24 protein-coding genes are annotated in these 26,861 nt (G+C 67.8%); 20 read left to right on the forward strand and 4 right to left on the reverse strand.

Annotated features, from left to right (window positions below; translation table 11 throughout):
• Positions 1-80: 80 nt before the first annotated feature.
• From SOM28_RS03295 to SOM28_RS03305, 3 genes are all read left to right on the forward strand, one after another.
• Entirely contained in the window at positions 81-1,535 is a 1,455-nt protein-coding gene (locus SOM28_RS03295; RefSeq protein ID WP_320467184.1) for a winged helix-turn-helix domain-containing protein, read from the forward strand.
• Complete coding sequence (locus SOM28_RS03300; RefSeq protein ID WP_320467185.1) at positions 1,526-4,315, forward strand: ATP-binding protein; 2,790 nt, start codon at positions 1,526-1,528, stop codon at positions 4,313-4,315. The genes SOM28_RS03295 and SOM28_RS03300 overlap by 10 nt, the downstream gene beginning before the upstream one ends.
• An 86-nt stretch (positions 4,316-4,401) precedes the next feature.
• On the forward strand, positions 4,402-5,721 hold the full coding sequence (locus SOM28_RS03305; RefSeq protein WP_320467186.1) for an ATP-binding protein: 1,320 nt from the start codon (positions 4,402-4,404) through the stop codon (positions 5,719-5,721).
• Here SOM28_RS03305 and SOM28_RS03310 read toward each other — a convergent pair.
• Entirely contained in the window at positions 5,708-5,974 is a 267-nt protein-coding gene (locus SOM28_RS03310) for an isochorismatase family protein (protein ID WP_414675128.1), read from the reverse strand. The genes SOM28_RS03305 and SOM28_RS03310 overlap by 14 nt on opposite strands.
• A 5-nt stretch (positions 5,975-5,979) precedes the next feature.
• On the opposite strand from SOM28_RS03310, the gene SOM28_RS03315 reads away from it, so the two are divergent.
• The gene (locus tag SOM28_RS03315; protein ID WP_414675136.1) at positions 5,980-6,690 is read left to right on the forward strand and encodes an FAD binding domain-containing protein; all 711 of its coding nucleotides are present in this window, start codon (positions 5,980-5,982) and stop codon (positions 6,688-6,690) included.
• 11 nt (positions 6,691-6,701) lie between these two features.
• A complete protein-coding gene (locus SOM28_RS03320; RefSeq protein WP_320467187.1) occupies positions 6,702-9,023 on the forward strand; it encodes a xanthine dehydrogenase family protein molybdopterin-binding subunit in 2,322 nt (773 codons plus the stop codon).
• A gap of 49 nt (positions 9,024-9,072) precedes the next feature.
• On the opposite strand, the gene SOM28_RS03325 is transcribed toward SOM28_RS03320, so the two are convergent.
• From SOM28_RS03325 to SOM28_RS03335, 3 genes are read right to left on the reverse strand one after another with little or no spacing between them, the layout of a single operon-like run.
• Complete coding sequence (locus SOM28_RS03325; protein WP_123069794.1) at positions 9,073-10,431, reverse strand: VWA domain-containing protein; 1,359 nt, start codon at positions 10,429-10,431, stop codon at positions 9,073-9,075.
• A 1-nt stretch (position 10,432) separates the two neighbouring features.
• Positions 10,433-11,074: a TadE/TadG family type IV pilus assembly protein gene (locus tag SOM28_RS03330; RefSeq protein ID WP_123069793.1), complete on the reverse strand. Its 642-nt coding sequence runs from the start codon at positions 11,072-11,074 to the stop codon at positions 10,433-10,435.
• Positions 11,071-11,535 (reverse strand): TadE/TadG family type IV pilus assembly protein, encoded by a 465-nt coding sequence (locus SOM28_RS03335; protein ID WP_320467188.1) that lies wholly within the window; start codon positions 11,533-11,535, stop codon positions 11,071-11,073. The genes SOM28_RS03330 and SOM28_RS03335 overlap by 4 nt, the downstream gene beginning before the upstream one ends.
• A 128-nt stretch (positions 11,536-11,663) precedes the next feature.
• Between SOM28_RS03335 and SOM28_RS03340 the strand changes: the two genes are divergently transcribed.
• The 15 genes from SOM28_RS03340 to SOM28_RS03410 all read left to right on the forward strand — a co-directional run bounded on the left by SOM28_RS03340 (position 11,664) and on the right by SOM28_RS03410 (position 26,765).
• A complete protein-coding gene (locus SOM28_RS03340; RefSeq protein WP_320467189.1) occupies positions 11,664-13,385 on the forward strand; it encodes a sensor histidine kinase in 1,722 nt (573 codons plus the stop codon).
• Positions 13,386-13,409: 24 nt separating this feature from the next.
• Positions 13,410-14,063 (forward strand): response regulator transcription factor, encoded by a 654-nt coding sequence (locus tag SOM28_RS03345; protein WP_320467190.1) that lies wholly within the window; start codon positions 13,410-13,412, stop codon positions 14,061-14,063.
• Positions 14,064-14,278: 215 nt separating this feature from the next.
• The gene (locus tag SOM28_RS03350) at positions 14,279-14,425 is read left to right on the forward strand and encodes a hypothetical protein (RefSeq protein ID WP_183407439.1); all 147 of its coding nucleotides are present in this window, start codon (positions 14,279-14,281) and stop codon (positions 14,423-14,425) included.
• A 35-nt stretch (positions 14,426-14,460) separates the two neighbouring features.
• Complete coding sequence (locus SOM28_RS03355; protein WP_123069789.1) at positions 14,461-14,643, forward strand: Flp family type IVb pilin; 183 nt, start codon at positions 14,461-14,463, stop codon at positions 14,641-14,643.
• Positions 14,644-14,722: 79 nt separating this feature from the next.
• Positions 14,723-15,298 carry an A24 family peptidase gene (locus tag SOM28_RS03360; RefSeq protein ID WP_320467191.1) on the forward strand — a complete coding sequence of 192 codons (576 nt, stop codon included), beginning with the start codon at positions 14,723-14,725 and terminating at the stop codon, positions 15,296-15,298.
• Positions 15,295-16,650 carry a DUF8689 domain-containing protein gene (locus SOM28_RS03365; RefSeq protein ID WP_123070917.1) on the forward strand — a complete coding sequence of 452 codons (1,356 nt, stop codon included), beginning with the start codon at positions 15,295-15,297 and terminating at the stop codon, positions 16,648-16,650. Before SOM28_RS03360 ends, SOM28_RS03365 begins: the two co-directional genes overlap by 4 nt.
• A complete protein-coding gene (gene cpaB, locus SOM28_RS03370) occupies positions 16,643-17,494 on the forward strand; it encodes a Flp pilus assembly protein CpaB (protein ID WP_123070918.1) in 852 nt (283 codons plus the stop codon). Before SOM28_RS03365 ends, cpaB begins: the two co-directional genes overlap by 8 nt.
• Before the next feature lie 14 nt (positions 17,495-17,508).
• A complete protein-coding gene (locus SOM28_RS03375; protein ID WP_320467192.1) occupies positions 17,509-18,978 on the forward strand; it encodes a type II and III secretion system protein family protein in 1,470 nt (489 codons plus the stop codon).
• Between the two features lie 2 nt (positions 18,979-18,980).
• On the forward strand, positions 18,981-19,226 hold the full coding sequence (locus SOM28_RS03380; protein WP_123067936.1) for a hypothetical protein: 246 nt from the start codon (positions 18,981-18,983) through the stop codon (positions 19,224-19,226).
• A 21-nt stretch (positions 19,227-19,247) separates the two neighbouring features.
• On the forward strand, positions 19,248-20,426 hold the full coding sequence (locus SOM28_RS03385) for a CpaE/TadZ family protein (protein WP_320467193.1): 1,179 nt from the start codon (positions 19,248-19,250) through the stop codon (positions 20,424-20,426).
• Between the two features lie 39 nt (positions 20,427-20,465).
• Positions 20,466-21,851 (forward strand): TadA family conjugal transfer-associated ATPase, encoded by a 1,386-nt coding sequence (locus SOM28_RS03390; protein WP_320467194.1) that lies wholly within the window; start codon positions 20,466-20,468, stop codon positions 21,849-21,851.
• Positions 21,852-21,858: 7 nt separating this feature from the next.
• Entirely contained in the window at positions 21,859-22,833 is a 975-nt protein-coding gene (locus tag SOM28_RS03395; RefSeq protein WP_320467195.1) for a type II secretion system F family protein, read from the forward strand.
• A 25-nt stretch (positions 22,834-22,858) separates the two neighbouring features.
• The gene (locus SOM28_RS03400) at positions 22,859-23,788 is read left to right on the forward strand and encodes a type II secretion system F family protein (protein ID WP_123067940.1); all 930 of its coding nucleotides are present in this window, start codon (positions 22,859-22,861) and stop codon (positions 23,786-23,788) included.
• A gap of 190 nt (positions 23,789-23,978) precedes the next feature.
• Positions 23,979-24,194 (forward strand): hypothetical protein, encoded by a 216-nt coding sequence (locus SOM28_RS03405; RefSeq protein ID WP_320467196.1) that lies wholly within the window; start codon positions 23,979-23,981, stop codon positions 24,192-24,194.
• Between the two features lie 234 nt (positions 24,195-24,428).
• Positions 24,429-26,765 carry an eCIS core domain-containing protein gene (locus SOM28_RS03410; RefSeq protein WP_320467197.1) on the forward strand — a complete coding sequence of 779 codons (2,337 nt, stop codon included), beginning with the start codon at positions 24,429-24,431 and terminating at the stop codon, positions 26,763-26,765.
• Positions 26,766-26,861: the final 96 nt, after the last annotated feature.

Below are 26,861 nucleotides of genomic sequence, written 5' to 3' on the forward strand. Positions count from 1 at the left end.
TGTCATCGGGTCGGCAACCATTTAAGGTAGCGGTATCGACGCGCAATACCGTGCGCCATGCCGTGTGTTTGACCGATCACATGCATACCGATACCTCTACCGCGCCGCCACCACCGCCGTCCGCCGGCATGCAGCACGCCCGGCCGGTGCGGGGCGGGCCCGATTACACCTTCGGGCGCTTTGCGCTGTACCCGGCGCGCAAGCTGCTGGTGCGCGGCGAGACGCCGGTGCCGCTCGGCGGGCGCGCCTTCGACCTGCTGGTCGCGCTGATCGCGCGCGCCGGCGAGGTGGTCAGCCACCACGAACTGGTCGTGGCCGTGTGGCCGCATTCGGTGGTCGAGGAGAACGGCTTGCGGGTGCATATGTCGGCGATGCGCAAGGCGCTCGGCGAGAATCCGTCCGACCAGTACATCCTGACCTTGCCCGGGCGCGGCTACCGCTTCGTCAAAAGCGTGGCGGCCGGCCCGCTGGCGCCGCTGCGCGGTCCGCGTCCGGGGCGGCTGGTCGGACGCGCGGCCCTGCTGGAGCGGCTCGCAAGCAGCCTGGCGCCGGGCCGGGTGACGACCCTGGTCGGCGCCGGCGGCAGCGGCAAGACGGCGCTGGCCCATGCGGCCGCGCAGGCGCGCCATGATGCCGACGGTTGCCAGGTGGTCGACTGCGCCGGCGGCATCGACCCGGCGGCGATGGACTGGCGCGCACTGCGCGAGCGCCAGTCCCTGCTGGTGCTCGACAACTGCGAAGCCGCGTTGCCGGCGGCGGCGGCCGTGGCCGCGCGCCTGGCCGGCGCGGACGCGCGCGTCACGGTCCTGGCCACCAGCCGCGCGCCCCTCGGCGTCGCCGGCGAGCGGGTGGTCGGGGTGCCGCCGCTGGACGTGCCCGCGCCGGATGCCGCGCTCGATTGCCGGCAAGCGCTGGCGTGGCCCGCGATCGCCCTGTTCGTCGAGCGCGCCGAGGCCAATAGCAGCGGCTTCGCGCTGACCCCGGCCAACCTGGCCTGCGTGGCCGCACTGTGCCGCCAACTGGACGGCCTGCCGCTGGCGCTCGAACTGGCCGCCGCGCGGGTCGAGGCGCTGGGCGTCGAGGGGCTGGCGGCGCGCCTGGACGACCTGCTCCTTCTGTTGACGCGCAGCCGGCGCCTGGCCGGTCCGCGCCATGCCTCGCTAGGGGCCATGCTCGATGCCAGCCATCGCCTGCTGGACGAGGCGGAGCGCACGCTCCTGCGCCGGCTGTCGGTATTCGCGGGCGCCTTCGCGCCGAAGACTGCGCTGCGGGTGTGCGCCTTTGGTGCGCTTGGACGGGGCGAGGCCGGGCGGGCCCTGGCGGGACTGGCCGCCTGCTCACTGCTGGTCGCCGAAGACGGCGTCGATGAGTTCGACGCGCCACGCTACCGCCTGTTGAACACGACCCGCCGCTATGCGGCGGCGCAACTGGCTGCCAGCGGCGAGGCGTGGATCGTCGCGGAGCGCCTGCTGCACACCGCCCGTGACGATCAGGAACAGAAACAGGAACAGGTGCGGAGCGCAGCGTGGGAGTAAGACAGGAGCCGCAGGGCGAGGCGCCCGTCTATGTCTTCGGCGCCTTCCGACTGCTGCGCCAGGCGCGCCAGCTGTTCCTGGGGCCGACCCCGGTGCGGCTGGGCGGGCGTGCGCTGGAGCTGCTGCTGGTGCTGGTCGAGCGGGCCGGCGAAGTGGTCAGCCGCGCCGAACTCGAACGCACGATCTGGCCCGGCACCGTGGTCGAGGATAGCTGCCTGCGGGTGCACATCGGGGCGCTGCGCAAGGCGCTCGGCGACGGCCCCGGCGCCTCACGCCATATCGCCAACGTGCCGGGGCGCGGCTACAGTTTCGTGGCGCCGGTGGTCGCGCTGCGCCTCGATGCCGAGGTCGATGCCGATGCCAGTGTGGCGCCGCCCGCCGGCCCGCGCCCCTTGCCGCTGCGGATGACGAGCATGCTGGGGCGCGAGGACGTGATGGAGCAATTGCGGGCGCTGCTGCCGCGCTGTCGCCTGGTCACTATCGTCGGCCATGGCGGCATCGGCAAGACCACGCTGGCGCTGTGCCTGGCCCGGCAGCTGCAGGACGGCTATGCCGACGGCGCCTGCTTCGTCGACCTGGGCATCTTGAGCAGCGCGATCCAGATCCCCGATGCGCTGGCCGCCAGCCTGGGCCTGGAGCCGGACGGCGAGGGCGTGCGCGCGCTGCTGGAGCGCTGGCTGGCGCCGCGCCGCATGTTGATCGTGCTGGACAACTGCGAGCACCTGATCGAGGCCGCGACCTCGCTTGCCGAATGCCTGCTGCGCCTGGCCCCCGGGATCGACGTCGTCGCCACCAGCCGCGAGCCGCTGGACGCCGACGGCGAGTGGGTGCTGCGACTGGGGCCGCTCGCCTGTCCGCCCGACGATCCCGCCTTGAGCCTCGAACAGGCGCTGCGCTATCCGGCCCTGCAGCTGCTGGCCAGCCGGGCCGAGGCCGGGATGGATTCCTTCCGGCTTGGACAGGCCGAGCTGCCGGCGGCCGTCAAGCTGTGCCGCCGGGTTGATGGGGTGCCGCTGGCGATCGAGTTCGCCGCCGCCCAGGTGGGCCTGCTGGGTGTGCAGGGCGTGGTGGAGCAGCTGGGCGACCGCCTGCGCCTGCTCGGCAGCGGGCGCCGCACCGTGCTGCCGCGTCACCGCACCCTGCGCGCGCTGCTCGACTGGAGCCATGAACTGCTGTCGCCCGACGAGCAGCGCGTGCTGCGCCACTGCGCGCTGTTCGTCGGCCCGTTCTCTCTCGAGGCGGCGCTGGCGGTGGTGGGCCCCGGCGCCGCCGGTTGCATGGTGAGCTGCCTGCTGGACCTGGTGTCCAAGTCGCTGGTCGCGGCCGACACCGGTGGGCCGGACGCGCGCTTCGTGCTGCTCGGGATCACCCGCGCCTATGCGATCGAGCGCCTGGCCGAGGACCCCGAGCGCAACGCACTGGCGGCGCGCCACGCGCTGTACACCCTGGGCCTGCTGGACGAGTGCGAGCGCGCCTGGGACACGCTCGACTATGACACATGGCTGGCTTGCGCCAGCCATGTGGCGGGCAATCTGCGCGCCGCGCTCGACTGGGCCTTCGGCCCCGGCGGCGAGCGCGCGCTGGGCGTGCGCCTGGTGGCTGCGCCGGCGGTGCTGGGCGCGGGCCTGTTCGGCGAGCGGGAACTCGAGCGCCACGTGCGCGCGGCGCTGGAAGCGATCGGCGCCGGAACGGCCGCCGACCCGCTCGACGCGGTACGCCTGCACGCCGCCATCGCCAGCGGCGTGGTCGCGGACTGGGAACCATGGCTGCGCGCAATCGGCCAGGCCGAGGCCGGCGGACAGCCGGAAGCCCTGGCCGAAGCCCTGTATGTCTGCGCCGTGTGCTGCCTTGGCGCCGGCCTGTATCGCAGCGCCCACGAGCACGCGCTGCGCATGGCGCGGGTGGCGGCGCAGGGTGGGTTGGCGCGCACGCTGGCGGTGGCGCGCCGCCTGCCGGCCGCGAGCCTGCACATGTTGGGCGAGCATGAGGCGGCGCTGCGCCTGGCCCGGCAGCGGCCTGCGACCCTGGATGCGCGGGCGCCGCTGCGCCTGGCCGGACCGGTCGGCGCCGACGTCGTCCGCGGCGCGCTGCTGGCGCGCACGCGCTGGCTGCTGGGCGAGGGGCGCGCGGCGGCGGCACTGGCGCGCGATCTGCTCACGCTCGCGGCCAGCGACGGCGCGCCGGCGTCGCTGGCCTGGGCCCTGGCGCTGGGCGCCTTGCCGGTGGCCTTGTGGCGCGGCGACGACGCTTGGGCGCGCGACCTGGCCGGTCAGCTGGAAGAGCATGCCGAACGCCATGGGCTGGCCTACTGGAGCGACTGGGCCAGGCTGGCGCGCCAGGTGCTAGTGGCACGTTCGGGCCGCCTGGAGACGCTGCCGGGCGCCGCCCGGGGCCTGGACGCGGTCCAGGGCGATCACCTGGTGACCTGGCTTGGCGCGGCCGCCGGCGCCGGGGTGGATGCGGCCGCGCAGCGCTGCGCCCAGGGCCAGGTCGGCTGGTGCGCTGCCGAGGTCTGGCGCGCCAGCGGCGAACGCCTGCTGCCGGGAGCGGGCGCGGCAAGGGCGGCCGAGGCCTTGTTCGAACGGGGCCTGGCCGCTGCCCGCGCCCAGGGCGCGCTGGCCTGGGAGCTGCGCTGCGCGATCAGCCTGGCCCGTCTGTGGCGTGACGCCGGAGACGGCGCGCGGGCGAGGGCGCTGCTGCAACCGCTGGTGCTGGCCCTGGGCGACGGCCATGACGGCGCCGACCGGCGCGCCGCCTTGCTCCTGTTGCAAGACTTTTAGCTCACCAGGATTTCACACTTTTTAACATCGGCCGCTTGATCCAAGTCATATGATCGTGATCATAAGATTGACAGTGGAGGTGGTGAATGGAGACGGAAGGCGAGCTATCGTTCGGCCCCTTTACGCTGTCGCTCGACCGGCGCGCGCTGCGCCGGGACGGGTGTGCGCTGCCGCTCGGCGCCCGTGCGCTGGAATTGCTGGCGCTGCTGGCCGTGCGCGCCGGCGAGGTGGTGGGCAAGGACGAGATCGTCGCCCGCCTGGCGTCCCGGACCGACATGGAGCAGGGCCGGCTGCGCGCCCACGTCGCCGCCGTGCGCCGCGCGCTCGGGGATGGCGAGGATGGCAGCCGCTACATCGTCAACGTGCTGGGGCGCGGCTATGTGTTCGTCGCCGCCGTGCGCCGGACTGCACCGGCCGCCTTGCCGAGGGTCGCGGGGCTGCCGGACGGCTCCGCGCCGCTGCTGGGTCGGGAGGAGACGGTTGCTTCCCTGGTCCGCATGGTCGGCGAGCGGCGCCTGGTCACGGTCGTCGGCGCCGGCGGCCTGGGCAAGAGCGCGCTGGCGCTGGCGGTGGCGCGCCGTGTGGCGCCGCGCTTCGATGGCCGCGTGGCCTACCTGGACCTGGCGCCGCTGGCCGACGGTGCCCGGCTGACGGACGCGGTAGCAGGCGCGGTCGGGCTGACGCTGGGTGGCTCGCTCCCCGCCCTGTGCGCCGCCCTGGCCGAACGACGGCTGTTGCTGGTGCTGGACAATTGCGGCCACCTCGCCGATCCGGCTGCGCTGCTGGCCGAGGCGCTGCTCGAGGCCGCGCCACGGCTGCACGTGCTGGCGACCAGCCGCGAGGCGCTGGACCTGCGCGCCGAGTGGGTGCACCGGCTGGCGCCATTGGCCTTGCCGGCGGCACTGGAACTGTTCGCGCTGCGGTGTGGAACCAGGCTCGATCCGGCCGGCCGGGCGAAGACGGCACACCTGTGCCGCCAACTGGACGGCAACCCCTTGCTGATCGGCCTGGCCGCGGCGCGCGCCAGGACCGACGGCATTGCGGCGCTGGCCGGCGCGGGCGATGCGCCATATGGCGCGAGCGCAGAGGCGCAAGGACGCCACCGCTCGGCCGACGCTCTGCTGGACTGGAGCTGGCGCCTGCTCGCGCCGCGCGAGCGTGCCGTCCTGCACCGCCTGTCGGTGTTTCGCCGGAGCTTCACCCTCGACGACGCCGCCAGGGAGTGTGCCTGCCCCGAGATCGACGGCGCCGCCGTGAAGTGGTGCCTGTCGGGGCTCGTGGCCCGTTCGCTGGTCGAGGTCGATTATGGGCTGCACGGGGTGCGCTACCGCCTGACGAACGCGACCCGCCACTACGCCGGAGAGGCGGTCGCGCGGCGGGTGGCGATGGCCGTCACGGCGTCGTGACCTCGTCCGTGGAGCGCATGTCGGCATAGGCGAATCCGAGCGCCGCCATGAAGGCGGCATGGGCGTGCGCCGCCGGCACCCTGACTCCGCCGAATTCCAGGTCGCGCGAGGCGCAGGCATCGTGCACCACCGTGACCTTGAAGCCGAAGTCGTTGGCGGCGCGGCTGCAGGCGTCGACGCACATATGGCTCATGGCGCCGCATATCACGACTTCGTCGACATGGTGGCCGCGCACGCTTTCCGCTGCTGTCACGCGCCATCGCTTCCGGCGCCTCGGGCCAGATCCGCAATATGGCCACCGTGGCCGGCAACGTCCTGCAGCGCACCCGCTGCACCTATTTCTACGACCGTGACGGCGCCCACTGCAACAAGCGCAATCCGGGCGAGGGCTGCGACGCGCTCCAGGGCGTGCACCGCATGCACGCGGTGCTGGGGGCATCGAGCGCCTGCATCGCCACCCACCCGTCCGATATGTGCGTGGCGCTGGCCGCGCTCGACGCCGTCGTCCATCTGCAGGGCGTGGGCGGTACGCGCCAGGTGCCGTTCACCGGCTTTCACCTGCTGCCCGAGGATCGTCCCGAGCGCGAGACTGTCCTCCAGCCCGGCGAACTGATCACGGCGATCGAGATCCCGGCGCTGGCCTTCGGCGCCAACTCCACCTACCGCAAGGTGCGCGACCGCGCCAGCTATGCCTTCGCCCTGGTGTCGGTGGCGGCCGCACTCGAGGTCCGGGACGGAGTGGTGAGCGACGTGCGGCTGGCGCTGGGCGGCGTCGCGCACAGGCCGTGGCGCGCCTCGACGCTGGAGCAGATGCTGCGCGGCCAGCCGGCCGATGCCGTCCATTTCGAGGCCGCGGCGCGGGCCGAGATGGTCGACGCCAGGCCCTTGCGCGACAACGCGTTCAAGATCCCGCTGGCGCAGCGCACGATAGTGGCCGTGCTCGACCGCCTGGCCACCGCACATTCTTGAGGAGCGAGAGCATGAAGATCGTGCAGAACATCCAGAAGGCCGGCCAGGCGATCATGCAGAAGGCGGTGGCGCTCGCGCCCGACCGCTATGTCACGGGCGGCAAGCCCGATCCCCTGACGTCCAGCGACGATCCGCTGATCGGCGCGCCCGTGTCGCGCCTGGACGGCCCCGTCAAGGTGAAGGGCGAGGCGAAATATGCCGCCGAGTTCGCGCTCGACGGCATGGTGCATGGCGCCCTCGTGTACAGCACGGTGGCGAAAGGGCGCATCGCCGCCCTCGACGTCGCGAAGGCCGAGGCGGCGCCCGGCGTCGTGCTGGTGATGAGCCACCTCAATGCCCCGAAGATGCAGCCGCCGCCGCTGCTGATGCGCGAGCCGCTGGGCGGCAGCGGGGACGCGCTGCCGGTGTTCCAGGACGATCGCGTGCACTGGAACGGCCAACCGGTGGCCCTGGTGCTGGCGGAGAGCCGCGAGCAGGCCGACCATGCGGCGTCCCTGCTGCGCGTGCGCTACGACGTCGAGGACGGGGTGACCAGCATGGAGGCGGCGCGCGCGGCCGGAATAAAAGTGGCCGAATTCATGGGGGCGCCGCTGCAGAACGTCATCGGTGACGCCGAGGCCGCGCTGGCGTCGGCGGCGCAGCGGGTCGACCAGCTCTACGGCACCCCGCGCCAGAACCATCACGCGATCGAGCTGCACGCGGTGACGGTCGCCTGGGAAGGCGAGGTCCTGCGGGTCCACGATTCCACCCAGGGCGTTGTCAATGCCGCCTTCACGCTGGCCCAGGTATTCGGTATCGCGCAGGAACAGGTGCGGGTCACGTCGCCCTTCGTCGGCGGCGGTTTTGGCGGCAAGCTGGTATGGCGCCACCACCTGCTGGCCGCCGCCGCGTCCAAGGCGTCGGGCAGACCGGTGCGCATCATGCTGTCGCGCGAGGGCGTGTGCCGCGCCGTCGGCGGGCGCACGACGACCGCGCAGCGGGTGGCCATCGGCGCCGACCGTGACGGCCGTTTCATGTCCCTGATCCACACCGGCGTGGCGGTGATGACCGAATACAACGCAATGCCCGAGCCATTCATCCACAATGCGCGCGTGCTGTATGCGGCCCCGTCCATGAAGCTCGAGGTGCAGGCGATGAACATGAATATGGTCGCCAACGTCCCGATGCGCGCGCCGGGTGAATCGGTCGGGTCGTTCGCCCTCGAGAGCGCGGTCGACGAGCTGGCCGAGCAGCTGGGCATCGACCCGATCGTGCTGCGCCGGCGCAACGAGCCGGTGCAGGATCCGACCGAGGGCACGCCGTTTTCATCGCGCCACCTGATCGAAGCCTATCGCGCCGGCGCCCAGGCCTTCGGCTGGCAGGAGCGCCACGCGAAGCCACGCATGCGCCAGGAAGGCGAATGGCTGGTCGGCCTGGGCTGCGCCACCGCGGTGTTTCCTTACTATCGGATGGAGGGCGGGGCGGCCCGCATCGTCCTGTCGCGCGACGGCCATGCGCGGGTGTCGGTCGGCGTGCACGAGATGGGGATGGGGACGGCTACCGCCCAGACCCAGCTGTGCGCGGTGCGGCTGGGGCTGCCGATGGAACAGGTGAGCTTCGACTATGGCGACTCGGCGCTACCGGGCGCGGTGCTGGCCGGCGGCTCGCAGCAGACGGCCGTGGTCGCGGCGGCGGTCAAGGCGGCGCACGCAGCGCTGTGCGCCGAGCTGCTGAAGCTGGCCGGTCGCGAATCGCCGCTGGCGGGCTTGAAACCTGAACAAGTGCGTTCGCGCGACGGCGGCCTGTGCAAGGCCGACGATGCCGGCCGCTGGGAAAGCTATGCCGACATCCTGGCGCGGGCCGGCCGCGACGAGGTGGAAGTGACGGCCAAGGCGCCGCCGTCGCAGGAGAGCGAGCACTGGTCGATGCATTCCTATGGCGCGATCTTCTGCGAGGCGCGGGTCAATGTCGTCACCGGCGAGCCGCGCGTGACGCGCCTGCTCGGTTCCTTCGACGTCGGCCGCATCCTCAACGCCAAGACCGCCGCCAGCCAGCTGCGGGGCGGGATGATCATGGGCCTGGGCGCGGCGTTGATGGAAGAGACGCATCTCGACGAGCGCAATGGCCGCGTGGTCAATGCCAGCCTGTCGGAATACCACGTGCCGGCCCACCTCGACGTGCCGGAGGTCGAGGTGATGTGGCTCGACATCCCCGATCCGCATGCGCCGGCCGGCATGCGCGGGGTGGGCGAGATCGGCATCACCGGCACGATGGCGGCGATCGCCAACGCCGTCTACAACGCCTGCGGCAAGCGGGTGAGGGAGTTGCCGATCACGCTCGACAAGCTGATGTGAGGGAGGTCGTCGCCCGGCGGCTGCCGGGCGATGACGCCCGCCGCGGACTTTATTGCGATATGCGCAGGATGGCCGAGGCTAGGCGCGAGAAGCAGGGCGACAAGTCGGCGTCGGTGGCGGCGTAGCAATACATGCCGACCGGCTGCGACGGCTTTTGACAGCGCTTTGGCGCGTCGGCGGTATTGGCCATGCACTTCAGGATCATTTCGCCAGTGTCCGGATCCGACGGCTCCGATTCCTTCAGCGCCGCCCCGAATCCGAGCGTGAACACGGTGATGCCCTCGGTCCTGGATTTCTCGGCAACACTTTCCGCGAGATTGCGAGAGGCGCGCAGGATATTGCGTTCAAACAGCTCTGCGGTACTGATGTCGGCGGTGACGACCCGCGGGGTGGTCGTCACGATAGGAAACTCGCGCACCGATCCAGCCCGCGCGTTGTACCAGGCTGGAAGCTGGCGCACGGCTGGAACAGCGACCGTTTTCTTGTTGACGGTGGTGTAGCGCCAGGTCTTGCAGCCTTCGCTGAGCAAAATGAGCTCGCTATTGGCCAGGTTGCCAAGGCCGCCACCATCCAGCACACGATCGACGGAGCCGACGCGTGTGCAGTCGCTCGGGGTGTTGAAAGTCAGGGACGAGCCGAACGAGGTCGGCGCGCCATCGGAAAAGAAAACGATCACGCGCATGGTGGACCGATTGGCCAGCGGTACCGAATTGAGCTGCTCACGCGCCTTCCATACGCCCTCGAACGACGACGTGCCTCCAGCAAAGTTGTAATTGGTGATCGTGGCATTCATCGAGGTACGGTCGAATCCGCGGGTTGATGTGTCGAACGGATTATCCGTCTCCACCCCGGAAGCGAAGTGGATCAAGGCCACACGGTCCTGTGTCACGTTAAATCTACTGAGGAAACTCTTCGATGAGTTGCGCACCGTGGCCGCCGAACCTTTCAAGGAGCCCGAGGTATCGATGACCAGCGCCATATCCAGGTCGCTGCGTATCGTCTGCGCCGCGGCAACCGGTGTCAGCGATTGAAAGCCCATAACCTGCATGATCGACACCGGCATCTTCGCGTCGGCTACCACGTCGATGATGGCCTGCCCGGCTTTGAACGTGACCGTGGTACTCAGGATCTTCGGTGCCGACAGCAAGTAATTATCTGGAATATTCGCCTTGAAGAAATCTTCCGCTGCTACTTTGGCGCTGGCTCGCTGTTCGGCCTCATTATTACCGGTGGTAACCGCACGGGCGCCGGCCAGCGCGGCCGAATCGACCGCGGCGTTCAGGCGCGCCTTGACCAGGTAGGCCAGGCCGCCGTCGATCGCCAGGCCGACCACGCCGAGAAGGACGAGCATGGAAATAGCCACCATGATGGCGATGGCGCCGCGCTGCCGGTGAAGAATCGGAGCCATATCAGAACACGCTCATGGAATACAGGTCGGGCCCGAAGACGGGAAGGGCGGAATCTTTGCCGAATGAGAAGGCATTGACCAGCATGTCGAACTTATAGAAGGTCTCGACCACGTAGACGATCTCGCCATCGTCGAGTTTACCCGTCAGCACTGCCGCGGTCGGGCGCGACGTGGTGCTGATGCTGGTGCATTTGCCGGCGCTGTTCCACGCGCCGCAGGCATAGATTCGGCTGGTCGGCTGGTAGGTGCTCTTGCGCGCGCCGAGGTTGCGCGCGGCGTCGTCCCAGCGGTACTGGTCCAGCACGACGCTGCGCGTCGTGCCCACGCCCATCACGCGCGTGATGTACATCATGCCTTGCTGGTTGACGTTGAGCGGCGGCGCGCTCGCCATCACGGCATAGATGATGTCCTGGCTGCCGTCCTCGAGGTCGATGCTGCCGCGCGCGGCCAGGTTGGCGCCTTCGCGCCCGATATTCGTGATGATGATGTTGGCCTGCAGTGCGCGCGCGCCGTCGATGGCGCACAGGGCCAGGATCACCAGCATCGGTAGCAGCAGGGCGAGCTCGACCGCGGCAACGCCGCGCTGCCGGTCGCAACTTTTCGGTACAGTAGCGACCGTGCGCTCGACTTCGTTATGCGTCATGGGAATATCTCGTTGCGCATGGTCGCCGCGACCGTGAATTGATAGACACCCTTGGTGAAGAAGCTCGACAGCAGCGGCGTCGTCACGGGCCAGCCACAGTCGAGCTGGATGACGACGATGTCGCCGGGAGCGCCGAACATGCCGTTACTGAAGGAGGTGGTCGAGTATTTGGTGCCGTTGACCGAGATCTGGGGATCGGTGCGCTCGTACATGCCGAGCGAGTTGTCCTTGATCTTGGCGATGACGTTGGCGTAACGCTGCTGGTTGCCGGTCGCGGATTCCGAGTTGCGGCCCGTGATCGCGAAGCGCGCGCCTTCGCGCACGGCATATTGCATCGTGAGCGTGGCGAAGAACATCATGCTCAGCTCGATGATCGCGACCAGCACCAGCAAGAAGACCGGTGCGATCAGCGCCATCTCGACGAGTGTGGCGCCGGACTGACGGCGAGGAATGGAATACATCGTTACTCTGGCAATTTTACGGAAAGTGGCGTGGGGCATGCGGTAAGCTTCGGGGATTCTACAGGGCAAAAATCATTTCCCGTGTCGCTTTTAAAAATGATTCAACGCCTTTGTCGGCGCCACACAACATGACTTGGTTAGCGAGCATCGTCCCTTCCTTCCTTCGTACAGGCGCCCGCGCGCGCGCCGGGCAGCCCGACACCGAACAGCGCGTGGCCGCGGCCGATGCCGAGGTGTGGATGGTGTTCGGCATGCGCGTGCTGCTGTCCGTTTCGGCCCTGCTTACCCTGTATATCGGACCGGGCGGGGTGACGTTGTCGGGCAGCTGGACCTGGCTCGTGTTCGCCGCCTACGTCCTGCACAGCCTGACCCTGCTCGTTATTGCAGGCTACCGCGCCGGCTTCTCGCATGGTCCGCTGGTGTACTGGGTCGACATCGGCTGGTACGGCCTGATCGTCTGGGCCAGCGGCGGCACGGCCAGCCCGTTCTTCTCGTTCTTCTTCTTTGCCATCCTGGCCGCCTCGTTCCGCCACGGCTTCGACGCCGGCGCCAAGCTCACCCTCGGTTCGGTCGGCGTAGTGGCTTTGTCGGTGCTGGCCGCCCAGGGCCTGGCCTCGCTGCACATCCTGCTGCTGCGCGCGACCTTCGTGCTGGCGCTTGGCTATATGGTCGCGTTCTGGGGTGGACTGGCGGTCGACCAGCGCCGGCGCCTGGCGCTGCTGCGCGACGTCAGCCGCCTGTCCAACCCGCGCTTCGGGGTGCAGCACACGCTCGATTCGCTGATGGAGAAAATCCTGCGCTTCTATGGCGGCGACACCTGCGTGCTGCTGATGCAGGACAGCCATGAGCGCTGGACCATGAACACGGCCCATCACCCCAAGAGCGGCCGCGCGATCGGCCGCAGCCGTCCGGATGCGGACGACGTCGCGCCCCTGCTGCAACTGGGCGACGGCGCCATCCTCTACCTGGCCCCGCCGCGCCACTTCAATCTGTTCGTGCTGGGGACGGCCACCGCCCTGCGCCAGGGAATCGGCAAGCGCGACTGGCACAGGGCCGACCCCGACGCCTGCGGCCACGTCGCCGACCTGCTGGACGCCGAGGGTTTCGTCAGCGCCTCGCTGCCGCTGCGCAAGGGCAGCGGCCGCATCTTCGTCACCGGCGCCCGCCTGCGGCGCAGCGATGCCGGCTTCCTGAGACACATCGTGCAGCAGGCGTTTCCGGTCATCGAAACCATCGACCTGCTCGACCGGCTGGCGTCCGAAGCCGCTTTCCGCGAGCGCCAGACCATCGCGCGCGACTTGCATGACAGCACCATCCAGCCGTACATCGGCCTGCGCCATGCGGTGGCGGCGATCCGCAACCAGGCTGGCGACGGCAGTCCGGTCGCGCCCGAGCTCGATCGCCTGATGGACATGTGCTCGGGGGTGATCGGTGACATGCGCGACTTCGCCCAGCGCTTTCGCAGCGGGCGCCAGGAAGAACCGGAGTTGCTGATCGCCTTGCGGCGCCAGCTGCACCAGGTGGAGTCCTTTTATGGGGTGGACGTGATGCTGGAAATGCATGCCGACAGCATGGTCAACGACCGCATGGCGGCCGAGGTATTCCAGATCGTCACCGAAGGCATCAACAATATTTGCAAGCATACCCGGGCCCGCACCGCCGGCGTGGTGGTCGAAGAAGAGGGCGGCATGCTCGCCATCGATATCTTCAACCCGGCGACCGTGCCCGGCCAGGCCCCGCTGCCCTTCGTGCCGCGCTCCATCGCGGAGCGGGTCCAGGGCCTGGGCGGCAAACTGGAAGTCGAGGCCGACGGCCGCCAGACCCTGCTGCGCATCCGCATTCCAAACTGATAACGACACACTCCAAGGAGAGAGATGACCATTCGTATCCTGCTGGTCGACGACCATAAAACCATGCTGTGGGGCCTCGAGCGCCTGATCCAGGCCGAGGGCGATGCCTTCCAGCTGGTCGGCAGCGCCAGCGACGGCGCCGAAGCCAGGGACTTGTGCACGCAATTCCGGCCCGATATCGTGCTGCTCGACCTCGACCTGAAGGGCAGCAGCTCGATCGACTTCCTGCCGGCCCTGCTCGAAAACGGCTCGACCAGGGTCGTGATCCTGAGCGCCAACCGCGACCAGGCCACCCTGGCGGCGGCCGTCAAGGCTGGCGCCCGTGGCGTGGTCAGCAAGGAAGCGCCGACCGACGACGTGCTGGCGGCCGTGCGCAAGGTGCATGATGGCGAGCTGTGGCTCGACCAGTCGCTGATGCAGGTATTGCTGGGCCAACTGGTGGCCCCGAGTCCGAAAGCCGATCCGGAAACCCAGCGCATCGCCTCGCTGACGGCGCGCGAACGCGAGGTGATCGGCATGATCGTGCAGGGCAAGGGCGCCCTCAACAAGGACCTGGCCGAGCGCGCCTTCATCTCGGAGCGCACCCTGCGCAACCACCTGACCACGATTTACCAGAAGCTGGACGTGGCCAACCGCCTCGAACTGTACGTCTACGCCACCAAGCACGGCCTGTCCTGACCGTGCCCAATGCCGGCGGCCTCATGGGCCGCCGCGCCCCCTGTCAGTCTCTTCCCACAAGGCGTCTAGGACTTATGTCCTAGACCGCCACGGCGACAAGTCCCCCTCAAAAAGGTAGTTTTGACGGATGGCAACAAATCGGCCTGTCCGTAATATTCAACTCATGCGCTGCGTATCGATTCACACGGTACGGCGGCAAGAGGACAGGAGCGAAAGTGTACGACACCGAACAGAAGCGGGAAGACAATCCGGAGCTGCAGTATGAAAGAAGCGGCAGCCCGGCGATGTCGTACCTGGTCCTGAGCGTCCTGCTCGCAGTCGTCTGTTTCATCGCGGCGTTGGCCGTGTGGACGAGCGCATAAAGCCCAACTAATTGACATCACTGAAAGGATTTACCATGAACTTCATCAAAAACCTGATCAAAGAAGAAGACGGCGTCACCGCAATCGAATACGCACTGATCGCCGCCCTGATCGCAGGCGTCATCATCGCCGGCGTCAGCCTGCTGGGCACCAACCTGAACACCCTGTTCGACAACCTGGCCAAGCGTATCGCCACCAAGACCCCGGCAGCCGCCTAAGCGTCGACACAGCGGCCGCCACGCGGCCCCCATCCGGCACGGACGTTTCGTGCCGGATTTTTTTTGACCGGAGCCCATCTTGACAAGCCTGCCACTCTTCCTGCTGTTCGCACTGCTTGGCGCCGCCGTCTGGCACGATGTACGCGCACGCCGCATCCCGAACGCCATCGTGTTTCCCGGCGCGCTGGCGGCGTTTGCCTTGCACGCGCTGCTGCCTGCGGGCGATGGGCTGATCGGCGGGCAGGTGGGTGGCCTGGGCCTGCTGCAGTCGCTGGGCGGCTGGGGCCTGGGCCTGGCGCTGCTGCTGCCGATGTACGCGCTGCGCATGATGGGCGCCGGCGACGTCAAGCTGCTGGCGATGGTGGGCGCCTTCGTCGGCGTCGACCAGATCCTGGCGGTTGCCCTGGTCACCCTGGTCGCCGGCGGCGTGCTGGCGCTGGTATTCGCGGCCTGGCAGCGCAGCCTGCGCCGCCTGGTCGGCAATGCCTGGCAGATGGCCATGCACACCACGGCATCGGCCCTGACCGGCAGCCTCGTCGCGCCGGTGACCCCGCCGCAAGCGGCCAGCGGCCGCCTGCCTTACGCGGTGGCGATCGCGGTCGCCACCGTCGGCTGCATGCTGTGGATCGGCGTGCACGGGAAGTTGCCGCTGTGAGCGACGTCCTGCTGGCCCCGGCCAACGCCCGTGCCCCGCGCACGGTCGACGACACCGGCCTGCCGTTCCTGTTCCTGATCGAGCTGGTGTCGAAAGTGCTGCACCAGCGCGGCCAGCTGCGCCTGGCGGAACTGGCGAGCCACCTGAAGCTGAACGTCAGCGTCATCGATCCGCTGGTCGTCTTCCTGCGCGCCGAGAAGCTGTGCGAGATTGCCCGCGTCGGCAACAGCGGCACCGACGCCGACCTGTCCTACATCCTGACCGACGCCGGCCGCGCGCGCGCCGCCAACGCGGCCGCCCGCAACGCCTACGCCGGTCCGGCGCCGGTGACGCTGGCGTCCTATACCGCCCAGGTGAAAGAACAGAGCGTGGCGGCGATGCAGGTCACGCGCGGCGCCATGGCGGCCGCGTTCGGCGGCATCGTGGTCAACCCGCTGGTCCTGGACCAGCTGGGCGCGGCGATGAACTCGGGCCGCGCGATCTTCTTGCACGGCCTGGCCGGCAGCGGCAAGACCTACCTGGCCGAGCGCCTGCGCGACCTGCTGGTCGGCACGATCGCGGTACCGTATGCCCTGATGGTCGATGGCGAGGTGATTCCCTTCTTCGACGCCGTGCAGCACGTGGCGGCCGACGAGGAAAGCTCGATCGGCAGCGGCCTGGATCGCGGCAGCGCGCCGGACGCGCGCTGGGTGCGCGGCGTGCGCCGCCCGGCGGCCCTGGCCGGCGGCGAGCTGACGCTGGACATGCTGGACCTGCGCTTCGATGCGCACACGCGCCTGTACCAGGCGCCGCCGCACCTGAAGTCGAATAACGGCATCTTCATCATCGATGACCTGGGGCGCCAGCGCTGCACCCCGGAAGCCCTGATGAACCGCTGGATCGTGCCGATGGACCGCAGCGTCGACTACCTCACGCTGCACACCGGCCACAGTTTCCAGATCCCGTTCGACGTGATCGTCGTGTTCTCGTCGAACTTCGTACCGCAGCGGCTGTCGGACGGCGCCTTCCTGCGCCGCCTGGGCTACAAGATCGAGGTCCCGGCGGCATCGCTCGGCGAATACGCGGCGCTGTTCCGCCAGGCCTGCGCCAGCGCCGGCGTGGAGTTCGACGGCGCCGCCTTCGATTACCTGCTGGCGCGCCACGAGGAACGCCAGGTGCCGCTGCTGGCCTGCTACCCGCGCGACCTGATGCGCCAGCTGCGCGACCTGGCGCGCTATGAAGAACGAACCCCGGAACTGTCGCCCCGCACCATCGACTGGGCCTGGGATAACTATTTTGCCGCCGGCGCCGCCGGCCGTCCCCTAGAGACTGAACGCCGCGACCGCGGCACTGTGGAGTACAACAATGCGTAATTCGAGAGCAATCCTGATCATCGGCGCGGCCCTGCTGCTGGCGCTGGGCGCGGTCGTGATGGCCGCCAAGTGGATGGGCGAGCAGGGCCCGTCGGGCAGCCAGGTGGTGGTGGCCATCGCCAACATCAACCAGGGTTCGCGCCTGGCCCCGACCAGCCTGCAGCTGGCCGAATGGCCGGCCACCTCGGTGCCGCCGGGTGCGATCACCGACCTCAAGGCGCTCGAAGGCCGTATCGCGCGCGCCGAGATCCTGGTCGGTGAGCCGATCCTCGAATCGAAGCTGGCGCCGAAAGGGACGCTGGGCGGCCTGTCGTCGGTGGTCAGCGCCGGCAAGCGCGCCATGACGGTGCGCGTCAACGACGTGGTCGGCGTGGCCGGCTTCGCGCTGCCGGGCAACTACGTCGACATCCTGGTCAATATGCAGGCCACCGGCAGCGACCTGTCCGGCGCCGGCTCCGGCGCGATCTCGAAGATCGTGCTGGAGCGGATCCTGGTGCTGGCCGTGGCCCAGGAATCGACGGTCGACGACAGCAAGCCGCGCGTCGTCAATGCCGTGACCCTCGAACTGGCGCCGGACCAGGTGGAGAAGCTGGACCTGGCGCGCTCGATCGGCGAACTGTCGCTGGTGCTGCGCAACCAGGTCGACCCGCAACCGGCGGCCACCGCCGGCGCCACCCGCGAGTCCGTGCTGGGCCTGCCGGAACGCAGCGCCGCCCAGCCGGTCGCCGCACCCGCCTACGAGCCGGCGCCGCGCGCCGCAGCCCCGGTACGCCAGAATGCCGCGCCGCGGACCGACGGCGTGCTCGTGATCCGCGGCCTGGACGCCGCTTCGCAAAGCTTTTGAGTGACGACACCATGATGAACCAACCGAGTAACGAGAAGATGCGCAAGACCCTGCTCGCAACGAGCCTGACCCTGGCCCTGGCGCTGAACGCCGGCCTGGCCACCGCCGCCGACTGCATCGACCTGCGTAGCGATTCCGCCCCGCGCCTGGAACTGGTGCGCGGCAAATCGGTCATCAAGCGCTTCTGCACCCCGGCCAGCCAGGTCACCGTGGGCGACCCGCAAGTGGCCAATGTGGTGGTCCCGAACGCGGGCGAGGTCGTGATCGTGGCGCGCAGCGTCGGCGCCACCAATATGATCGTATCGGGCCGCGACAAGAAGTCGACTGTGATCGATATCTCCGTCGGCATCGACACGGCTGCCCTGCGCAGCCAGTTCGACACGCTGTTCCCGCAAGAGAAGGACATCCGCATCGGCAACAGCGGCAACGCCCTGATCCTGTCGGGCATGGTGAGCGACGCCGTCGTGGCCAGCCAGCTGGTGGAACTGGCCGGTGCCTTCCAGGCATCGGCAACGCCGTCCGGCGCCGATGCCGGGGCCAGCGCCGGCGCCGGCAGCCCGTCGCCGGCCGGCGTGGGCGCGCCCGCAGCCGCTGCCGGCGGTGGCGCCAGCGCGGCCGGCGGCGCCAAGGTACTGAATATGCTGTCCATCGCGGCCCCGCAGCAGGTGATGCTGGAGGTGAAGATCGCCGAGGTGTCGAAGTCGCTGGTCGACCAGCTCGGCGCCAAGGCCGGCTTCAGCAAGACCAACGGCAACTGGACCTACGGTATCGCCTCGGCCCTGCTCAGCGGCGGCGCCGGCACCATCGGCGGCGTCGGCACCGGCATCAAGGAACTGACGGTCGACGGCGAGAAGCGCGACGGCCTGGTCAAGATCCTGGCCGAGCCGAACGTGATGGCCATCAGCGGCCAGGAAGCCAGCTTCCTCGCCGGCGGCAAGATCTTCATCCCGGTTGCCCAGTCGGGCAGCGCGGGCGCCAACACCATCACGCTCGAAGAGAAGGAATACGGCGTGGCGGTTAAATTTACGCCGACCGTGCTGGCGGGCGGGCGCATCAACCTGCGCGTGGCGCCGGAAGTGTCGGAACTGAACCGCGAAGGCATCGGCATCAGCGCCGGCGGCTCGAGCAGCGCGAGCGCGATCCTGCCGTCGTTTACCACCCGCCGCGCCTCGACCACGGTGCAGCTGCTGGACGGCCAGAGCTTCGCCATCGGTGGCCTGATCCGCAACAACGTGACCAGCAATATCAAGCGCTTCCCGTTCCTGGGCGAGATTCCCGTGCTGGGCACGCTGTTCCGCAGCAGCGACTTCCAGAACGACCGCACCGAGCTGGTGTTCATCGTGACGCCGCGCCTGGCCAAGCCGATGGAAGCCGTGCCGGCGCTGCCGACCGATAAATACGTGCCGCCGACCCGCGCCGAGTTCCTGCTCGGCGGCCAGCACGAAGGCAAGCCTGCCGCTGCCGCCGCAACCCCGAAGGAATGATGATGAAGACGATCTCGTATGCCAGCCTGCTGGCCTCCCTGTGCATCCTGGCCGGTTGCGCCACCGACGGCCCGTCGACCAATGGCGACAGCGTGCGCGCCATCTTCGCCAGCCAGGCGGTGCCGGCGCAGCCGCGCGTGGACCGCGGCCTCGATGCGCGCGCCGCGGTGGCCGGCTATGCCAACTACCAGCAATCGTATGTGACGCCGGCCGCGCAGGACAGCGCCAGCGCCTTCGGCAACAAATAAAAGACCAGCAAGAGAGCCACCATGAAGATCGCAGTCCTTTCGCGCGACGAGCGCCACCTGATCGAGCTGTCGCGCCAGTTGCGCGCCCGGCCGGGCAGCGACGAAGTCGACATGATCGCCGGCACCGCCGCGCGCCTGTCGACCATGGCCGACGAGGCCGTGCCCGACCTCCTGATCGTCGACGCGCCGCGCGCCGACGAGGGCGAGCTCGACCAGCTCGAGCGCCTGGGCCACCTGTTCCCGCGCATGGCTTTCATCGTGTTGTCCGAGGACCTGTCGCAGGACTTCCTGCTGCGCGCGATGCGCGCCGGCGTGCGCGAAGTGCTGGCCGCCAAGCCGCTGCCGGCCGACCTGGTCGCGGCCGTCGACCACGTCGCCGAGAAGCTGGGCAGCCAGGGCGCGGCCCAGGGCCGGGTGCTGGCCTTCATTTCGTGCAAGGGCGGCAGCGGCTCGACCTTCCTCGCCACCAACCTGGCCTACGCCCTGAGCGCCGGCGGCGCCAAGCGCGTGGCGCTGATCGACATGAACCTGCAGTTCGGCGACGCCTCGCTGTTCGTCTCGGACAGCAAGCCGCTGGCCACGCTGTCGGACGTCGCGACGCAGATCCACCGCCTGGATCCGTCCTTCCTGTCCTCGAGCATGGTCAGCGTGACGCCCAACTTCAGCGTGCTGGCGGCGCCGTCCGATCCGGCCCACGCCAGCGACGTCAAGCCCGAACATATCGACGCCATCATCAAGCTGGCGCGCCGCCAGTACGACTTCATCGTGCTCGACGTCGGCCGCAGCCTGGACCCGGTCAGCATCCGCGCGCTGGACCACGCCGACACCATCTACCCGGTGTTGCAGACCACCTTGCCCTATATCCGGGACGGCAAGCGCCTGCTGACCGTGTTCCGCAACCTCGAATACGGTAACGACAAGGTCGAGCTGATCGTCAATCGCCATGACAACAACAGCGACATCCGGCTGAAGGACCTCGAAGAGGCATTCGACACCACGCACCTGCGCACAATGCCGAACCATTACGACGCGGCGGCCAGGTCGGTCAACCAGGGCGTGCCGGTCACGCGCTTGGCGCCGGACAGCCAGCTGAGCATGGCCCTGATGACGATGGCGCGCGGCCTGACCGGCGAAGCCGAGCCGGTGCAGGGCGCCAGCCTGATGACGCGCTTCTTCAAGCGCAGGAAGACTGACGTCTGACCGACGTCTGACCGTCGCCCGAGATAGAGAAAGACCGAGATGAACATGACGCCACCATCCTCCCTGCGCGAGCGCCTTGCCAGCATGAGCGGCAGCACAACCGCGAGCATTGGCTCGGGCACGGTCACGCGCCCGGTCGCCCAGCGCGGCGGCCCGATCGACAACCGCGCCTACCACCAGCTCAAGGCCCGCATCCACGAGGCGCTGCTCGACCGCGTCGACCTGGAAAGCATGCAGCGCCTGAACCAGGACCAGATCCGCCAGGAGCTGCGCCTGCTGGTCGAGCGCCTGCTCGAAGAAGAGATGGTCGTCATCAACGACGCCGAGCGCAAGACGCTGACGCGCGACATCCAGAACGAGATGCTCGGCTTCGGCCCGCTGGAGCCGCTGCTGGCCGATCCGAGCGTGTCGGACATCCTGGTCAACACCCACAAGCAGGTCTACGTCGAGCGGCGCGGCAAGCTGGAGCTGACCGACGTCACCTTTACCGATGACGCCCACCTGATGAAGATCATCGACAAGATCGTCTCGCGCGTGGGCCGCCGCATCGACGAATCGAGCCCAATGGTCGACGCCCGCCTGCCGGACGGCTCGCGCGTGAACGCGATCATCCCGCCGCTGGCGATCGACGGCCCGGTGATGTCGATCCGGCGTTTCAGTGCCGACCCGCTGCGCCTGGCCGACCTGGTCTCCTACGGCAGCATGACGGCCGACATGGCCGAGGTGCTGCAAGGCCTGGGCAAGGCCAAGGTCAATATCCTGATCTCGGGCGGCACCGGCAGCGGCAAGACCACCATGCTCAACGTGATCTCGGGTTTCATCAGCCACTACGAGCGCGTGGTGACGGTCGAGGACGCAGCCGAGCTGCAACTGCAGCAGCCGCACGTGGTGCGCCTGGAAACCCGTCCGCCGAACATCGAAGGCAAGGGCGAAGTGAGCCAGCGCGCGCTGGTCAAGAACGCGCTGCGGATGCGTCCCGACCGCATCATCCTGGGCGAGGTGCGCGGCGAAGAGGCGATGGACATGCTGGGCGCCATGAACACGGGCCACGAAGGCTCGATGGCGACCATCCACGCCAACACCCCGCGCGATGCCCTGACGCGCCTGGAAAACATGATCAGCATGGCGGCGCCGAACCTGCCGCCCAAGGCCATGCGCCAGCAGATCGCCTCCGCGGTCGGGGTGGTGGTCCAGGTTTCGCGCCTGACGGACGGCAAGCGCAAGGTGCTGTCGATCTCGGAAGTGACGGGCATGGAAGGGGAGGTGATCACGATGCAGGAGATCTTCGCCTTCCGCCAGACCGGCGTGGCCGACGACGGCGCCGTGATCGGACAATCGAGCGCCACCGGCGTGCGTCCGCACTTCGCCGAGCGCCTGCGCACCTTCGGCGTGAACCTGGCGCCGCATATCTTCGAGCCACGTTGAGCCTGACATGGACACCACCTTCATCCTGTTCATCCTGATGCTGTTCGCGGCGGTCATGCTGCTGGTCTGGGGCGTCTACGTCGCCTGGCACGCCAGCCGCGATCCCGAGGCCGAGCGCGTCGCGCGCCGCCTGCGCGGCGTCATCAAGAGCGATACGCGCCAGGAAGACGTCACGATCACCAAGGAGCGCCGCCTGGCCGGCAATCCCGAGCTGGAACCGCTGCTGCGCCGCGTTCCGGGCGTGCGCCGGCTGGACCGCATGCTGCTGCAGGCAGGCAGTGCGCAACTGGTCTCCTCGCTGCTGGCCGTGTGCGCTGCCTGCTTCGGTGTGGGCCTGGTGGCGGCCCTGGTGCTGCGCCTGCCGCTGCCCGCGGTGCTCGGTTGCGCGATCGGCGCGGCCGGCCTGCCGCTGCTGCGCCTGGTGCGTGCGCGCGACGCGCGCATGGTGCGCTTCGAGCGCCAGCTGCCCGAGGCGCTGGACATGATGAGCCGCGCGATGCGCGCCGGCCACGCCTTCCCGACCGCCTTGAAGCTGGTCACCGATGAAGTAGCGGCGCCGCTGGGCGAAGAATTCAAGATCGCCTTCGACGAAGTGAATTTCGGGGTTTCGATGGCCGACGCGCTGAACAACCTGGCGCAGCGCGTGCCCAGCATGGACTTGCAGTACTTCGTGGTCGCGGTGCTGATCCAGCGCGAGAGCGGCGGCAACCTGACCGAGCTCCTGACCTCGATTTCCAGCATCATCCGCGACCGCCAGAAACTGGCCGGCCAGGTGCGCGTGCTGTCGGCCGAAGGGCGGATCTCGGCCTGGGTGCTGTGCCTGCTGCCGTTCGGCGCCGGCGCCATGATGTTCGCGGTCAATCCGGGAACGATGGGTGTACTGATCGACGACCCGGTGGGCCGCCAGATCAGCGGCGCGGCGCTGGGCATGATGGCCTTCGGTGTGCTGGCGATCCGCAAGATCGTGCGCATCCGCATGTAAATATCGAGATTCAAGGATTCTGACAATGACGATGCCTCAAATCGTGATGCTGGCGGCGATGTTCGTGCTGGTCTTCGGCGTTGCCGTGGTGGCCATGCTGCTGCTGACGCGCGACCCCGTGAAAGCCCGCCTGGCGGCGCTCGACGAGCGCGACGTGGCCAGGGTCAGCCGCACCGACGGCTGGCGCGAGCGCCTGGCGCGCCTGGCCGAGCCGCTGGCCAAGCTGTCGGTGCCGGCCGACGGCTGGGAAACCTCGCCGGTGCGCCTGCGCTTCATCAACGCCGGCTGGCGCTCGCCGTCGGTGCCGGGTCTGTTCCACGCCGGCAAGACCGCGCTGACGATCGGCCTGCCGCTGCTGGTGTATATCGCGCTGCCGCATCACAACGAGCGGCCGCTTGCGCTGACCTTCCTGTACCTGGTGGGGGCGGCCGCCATCGGCTACTACGTGCCGGACATCGCCCTCAAGCGCCGTATCGCCAACCGCCAGCGCGAGATCTTCGAAAGCTTCCCGGATGCGCTGGACCTGATGACGGTCTGCGTCGAGGCTGGCCTGGCGATGGATGCCGCGCTGGCGCGGGTCGGCAGCGAAATCGGCCTGAAAAGCCCGGTGCTGGCCGAGGAACTGCAACTGGTGACGCTCGAGCTGCGCGCCGGCAGCAGCAAGGAAAAAGCGCTACGCAACCTGGCCCTGCGCACCGGCGTCGAAGACGTCGACTCGCTGGCCAAGATGCTGATCCAGGCCGAGCGTTTCGGCACCAGCATCGGCACCGCGCTGCGCGTGCAGTCCGATCAACTGCGCACGCGCCGCCGCCAGCTGATCGAAGAGACGGCCGCGAAAATCGCGACCAAGCTGTTGTTCCCGCTGATCTTCTGCATCTTCCCGGCGCTGCTGGTCGTGCTGCTGGGACCGGCGGTGTTGCAGATCATGCGTTCGGTGATGACGGTGGCGACCTGATTGTCCGACTAGGCGGGGTGGGGCGGCGTCAGCGGCCTCATAGTGCGATAAGCCTCATGCGCGATGCGTATGACTGCATCATGGTGAGATAGTTGATTCATGAATGATGTTCATCATGAATCGCAATTTGATTTCTATCTTGGAGAGCCCATACTGGAGTCATACCAGATCACACACGAAAGAGAACATCATGTCCACCTTGTCGCTCCGTCCATCCCTCGCAGCCCAGCTGTCGGCCTTCACCGACACCCTCGCCAACTTCGTGCGCGCAAAGGCGGCGCCGGCCGCGGTGGCACGCAGCGCCGACGCGAATGACGTCTGGGCCCTGTACCGCATGACCCGGGGCGCCGATGCGGTGTCGCCGGCAGTAGCCCGTCGCCTGAAGGCGCACGGACAGGCGAACTGAGTATCCGCTACAGCCAGTCTGGACGCCCCGCCCCGTGCGGGGTTTTTTTATTTTCGGGGCGGTCACTCCCAGCTATGGACGACGCTGAATACGGTATCAGGCGCGGCCTGATGGGAGTGTCGTAACACCTGCACCAGACAGCCGAAGCAGCTTTGTCGTTCTGCTCACGGGATAGTCGGGTTATGATCCTGCAATCGCTTCGATCACTCTACTCATCGACCAGGGTCCTCGAAAATGCAGGTACCACAACAGACAAGAGACGACACCGATGCCCACCGTCTGGACGTTGCCAGTACGACCAAGGGCGAGGGGAGTTTTGTGGACAGTCGGCCTGCGGCTGCGGCGCAACGCGAACTGGCGAAGATGTCAAATAACAGCCCGCGCGTGTTACAGCAACGGGCGCCAGGTGATGCCATTCATGGCGGGCCGCGGATGGTGGCGCAGCGCCATGAAACGAATGCGCTTTTCGGCTCGGCAGGCCGTGGACAAGGGGAAGGTCTGGCGTCCGCCGGCATGTCGCCGGCGCCGCACGAGGAGAGTATCAATAATACAGGCCTGCCCAATCGCCTGAAATCGGGAATAGAGTCGCTCTCGGGCATGCGCGTGGATCATATACGGGTGCACTACAACTCCGAGAAGCCGGCCCAGTTGCAGGCCCATGCATATACCCAAGGGGGCGAGATTCATCTCGGTGCGGGGCAAGAAAGACATCTGCCGCATGAGGCGTGGCACGTCGTGCAGCAAGCTCAGGGACGGGTCGCGCCAACGTTGCAAACAAAGACGGGCCCGCTCAACGATGCTCCATCGCTCGAGAAGGAGGCCGACACGATGGGGGAAAAAGCCGCGCGGTTCGAAGTCCACCCTGATGCCGGGAGTCTGGTTGCGGCACAGCGCGTGGCGGGCGTATCGGCCCAGGATAGCACCGGCTTCAGGCAGCCTCCCTCACCGGTCGTGCAGCGCAAACCCCTGCCGAAGAAAGTCACGGGCTTGACCCATCTCGTCGCACTGCGCGAAGGCGGCTTGTTTCGTGAAGAGAATGATAACGAGGGCGCCGAGGTTTCGCACGGTGATCAGGTAATCATCGACACGGATGTGCGGCGCCGCTCACGCCGTGGCCCCAACCAGGAAGACCACTCGGAAGAGGACCGCACCGGCCCTGCCCATTACCTCTGGTACGCAGTCCTGTCGGTCAATGGCGTGGAGCAGCCGGAAGGGTTGTTCATTCGCGAAGATACGCTCACCCATCCAGATCATGACGCGGCGCTTGCACGGCCCCTTCAGTCGACCGTGTACGGCACCGATGGCAGTACGCCCGAAGAAATCCGCGACGCCTATGGCGAGGGCTACAGGGATTTCGACTGTGCTTACGGATACCATGACGGTGCGACCTATCGCCTGTTTCGTACATTCCCGATTATCAGCCCTGTGCGCATTATCTACAAGTTCAAGCTCGAGAAGCTTGATGGCGCCGCTGCGGAATTGGCCCGGCTGGCGCGTACGCCAGGAGTTATCATTCATACCGTCATGCTGCACGAAGTGCCCGGCTCGCCAGCGGACCTCGACCGCGCATTGGAAGAACTTGCGGTGCTGAGCCAGACTTATCAATGCCGGGCGGGAGTGAGCAATGTGGCGGTCGCCGAAGGCGTTGCGGGTTTCGACCTCGATACTATGCGTAGCAAGATGCGCGATGCAGGCAGCGATATTTCCGTGGTCGAGAATCGAATGAGTCCGGCCACGCCCGATCGTATCGTGCGTGATTACTGCAAGAGGCATGGTATCCAGTATTTGGCGAATAGCCTCACCGGAAGCACCAAGGAGGCATCAGGCACCTGCGGTATGGTACCAGGAGCAGGAACTGGAGAGTACCGGCTTCTGAACGATCCGATGCTGAAAGAACTCGCCGTGAAAATGGACATCCTGCCGGACGATCTGCGGTACGTCATCTACACATGGGCTCGGCAGCAGGGTGCCCAGGTCATTGCGCGCAGTTCGCAGCAGGATCGTCGCGCCGCAAACCGACGCGACATCACGCACCATTTGCTGCCCGTTGCCAACGCGGAACTCGATGACTTCGCGCGTGATCACCCGAGCGGTCTGCTCCGGCCTTTCCACGCGTATCTGTTGAGTAAAGGCGTTGAGGAATCCCATGTGAACGAGCTCGTCAGCAAGATCGAGGCACCCTGGCTGAACATATACTATCGAAACGAGGTCGTCGATCGGAACGAAGACCTGTTGACACCCGCACTCATGGACGCCACGTTGCGGGACAAACTGATGAAACAAGCGCGGGCGAGATGGGATGATCTGACCCAGCTACGTAAGTTTCTCAGCGAACTGAGTGTGCTGCCAGAGCTGAATCAACTGCGTTTGGATGAGCGGCCAACGGGGCAGGAGCTCGTGCGTTTGCTGAAAGGCGCTTCGGGGGTCCTGTTCAACGATGTTTCGATCGATGCTGGCGCCATCGAAGCGGCTGTGCGTGGCGCCACGAATGATGATTGCTTCATGCTGGTCAATAACGGCGCAACGTTCAGCTACACGATGACCGAGACTGGCTGGGAACTGGCAAAATAGGCATGCACTACTGCAACGCTGCTGGCAATCATCCACCCTCGTAAATCCAGTTATTGACAAACTGCGGGCATTATCGTTCTCTTCGCCCGACCTGCA

It is taken from the genome of Massilia sp. CFBP9026, from assembly GCF_034045165.1.
GTDB classification, from domain to species: Bacteria; Pseudomonadota; Gammaproteobacteria; order Burkholderiales; family Burkholderiaceae_D; genus Telluria; species Telluria arenae.

What these genes read in the sequence shown, in the direction of transcription:
- SOM28_RS03410 (WP_320467197.1), top strand. Translation starts at nt 24,429, where the DNA reads ATGCAGGTACCACAACAGACAAGAGACGACACCGATGCCCACCGTCTG.
- SOM28_RS03335 (WP_320467188.1), bottom strand. Translation starts at nt 11,535, where the DNA reads ATGTATTCCATTCCTCGCCGTCAGTCCGGCGCCACACTCGTCGAGATG.
- SOM28_RS03385 (WP_320467193.1), top strand. Translation starts at nt 19,248, where the DNA reads ATGAAGATCGCAGTCCTTTCGCGCGACGAGCGCCACCTGATCGAGCTG.
- SOM28_RS03320 (WP_320467187.1), top strand. Translation starts at nt 6,702, where the DNA reads ATGAAGATCGTGCAGAACATCCAGAAGGCCGGCCAGGCGATCATGCAG.
- SOM28_RS03295 (WP_320467184.1), top strand. Translation starts at nt 81, where the DNA reads ATGCATACCGATACCTCTACCGCGCCGCCACCACCGCCGTCCGCCGGC.
- cpaB (WP_123070918.1), top strand. Translation starts at nt 16,643, where the DNA reads ATGCGTAATTCGAGAGCAATCCTGATCATCGGCGCGGCCCTGCTGCTG.
- SOM28_RS03345 (WP_320467190.1), top strand. Translation starts at nt 13,410, where the DNA reads ATGACCATTCGTATCCTGCTGGTCGACGACCATAAAACCATGCTGTGG.
- SOM28_RS03375 (WP_320467192.1), top strand. Translation starts at nt 17,509, where the DNA reads ATGAACCAACCGAGTAACGAGAAGATGCGCAAGACCCTGCTCGCAACG.
- SOM28_RS03340 (WP_320467189.1), top strand. Translation starts at nt 11,664, where the DNA reads ATGACTTGGTTAGCGAGCATCGTCCCTTCCTTCCTTCGTACAGGCGCC.
- SOM28_RS03395 (WP_320467195.1), top strand. Translation starts at nt 21,859, where the DNA reads ATGGACACCACCTTCATCCTGTTCATCCTGATGCTGTTCGCGGCGGTC.
- SOM28_RS03380 (WP_123067936.1), top strand. Translation starts at nt 18,981, where the DNA reads ATGAAGACGATCTCGTATGCCAGCCTGCTGGCCTCCCTGTGCATCCTG.
- SOM28_RS03325 (WP_123069794.1), bottom strand. Translation starts at nt 10,431, where the DNA reads ATGGCTCCGATTCTTCACCGGCAGCGCGGCGCCATCGCCATCATGGTG.
- SOM28_RS03330 (WP_123069793.1), bottom strand. Translation starts at nt 11,074, where the DNA reads ATGACGCATAACGAAGTCGAGCGCACGGTCGCTACTGTACCGAAAAGT.
- SOM28_RS03400 (WP_123067940.1), top strand. Translation starts at nt 22,859, where the DNA reads ATGACGATGCCTCAAATCGTGATGCTGGCGGCGATGTTCGTGCTGGTC.
- SOM28_RS03405 (WP_320467196.1), top strand. Translation starts at nt 23,979, where the DNA reads ATGTCCACCTTGTCGCTCCGTCCATCCCTCGCAGCCCAGCTGTCGGCC.
- SOM28_RS03355 (WP_123069789.1), top strand. Translation starts at nt 14,461, where the DNA reads ATGAACTTCATCAAAAACCTGATCAAAGAAGAAGACGGCGTCACCGCA.
- SOM28_RS03390 (WP_320467194.1), top strand. Translation starts at nt 20,466, where the DNA reads ATGAACATGACGCCACCATCCTCCCTGCGCGAGCGCCTTGCCAGCATG.
- SOM28_RS03305 (WP_320467186.1), top strand. Translation starts at nt 4,402, where the DNA reads ATGGAGACGGAAGGCGAGCTATCGTTCGGCCCCTTTACGCTGTCGCTC.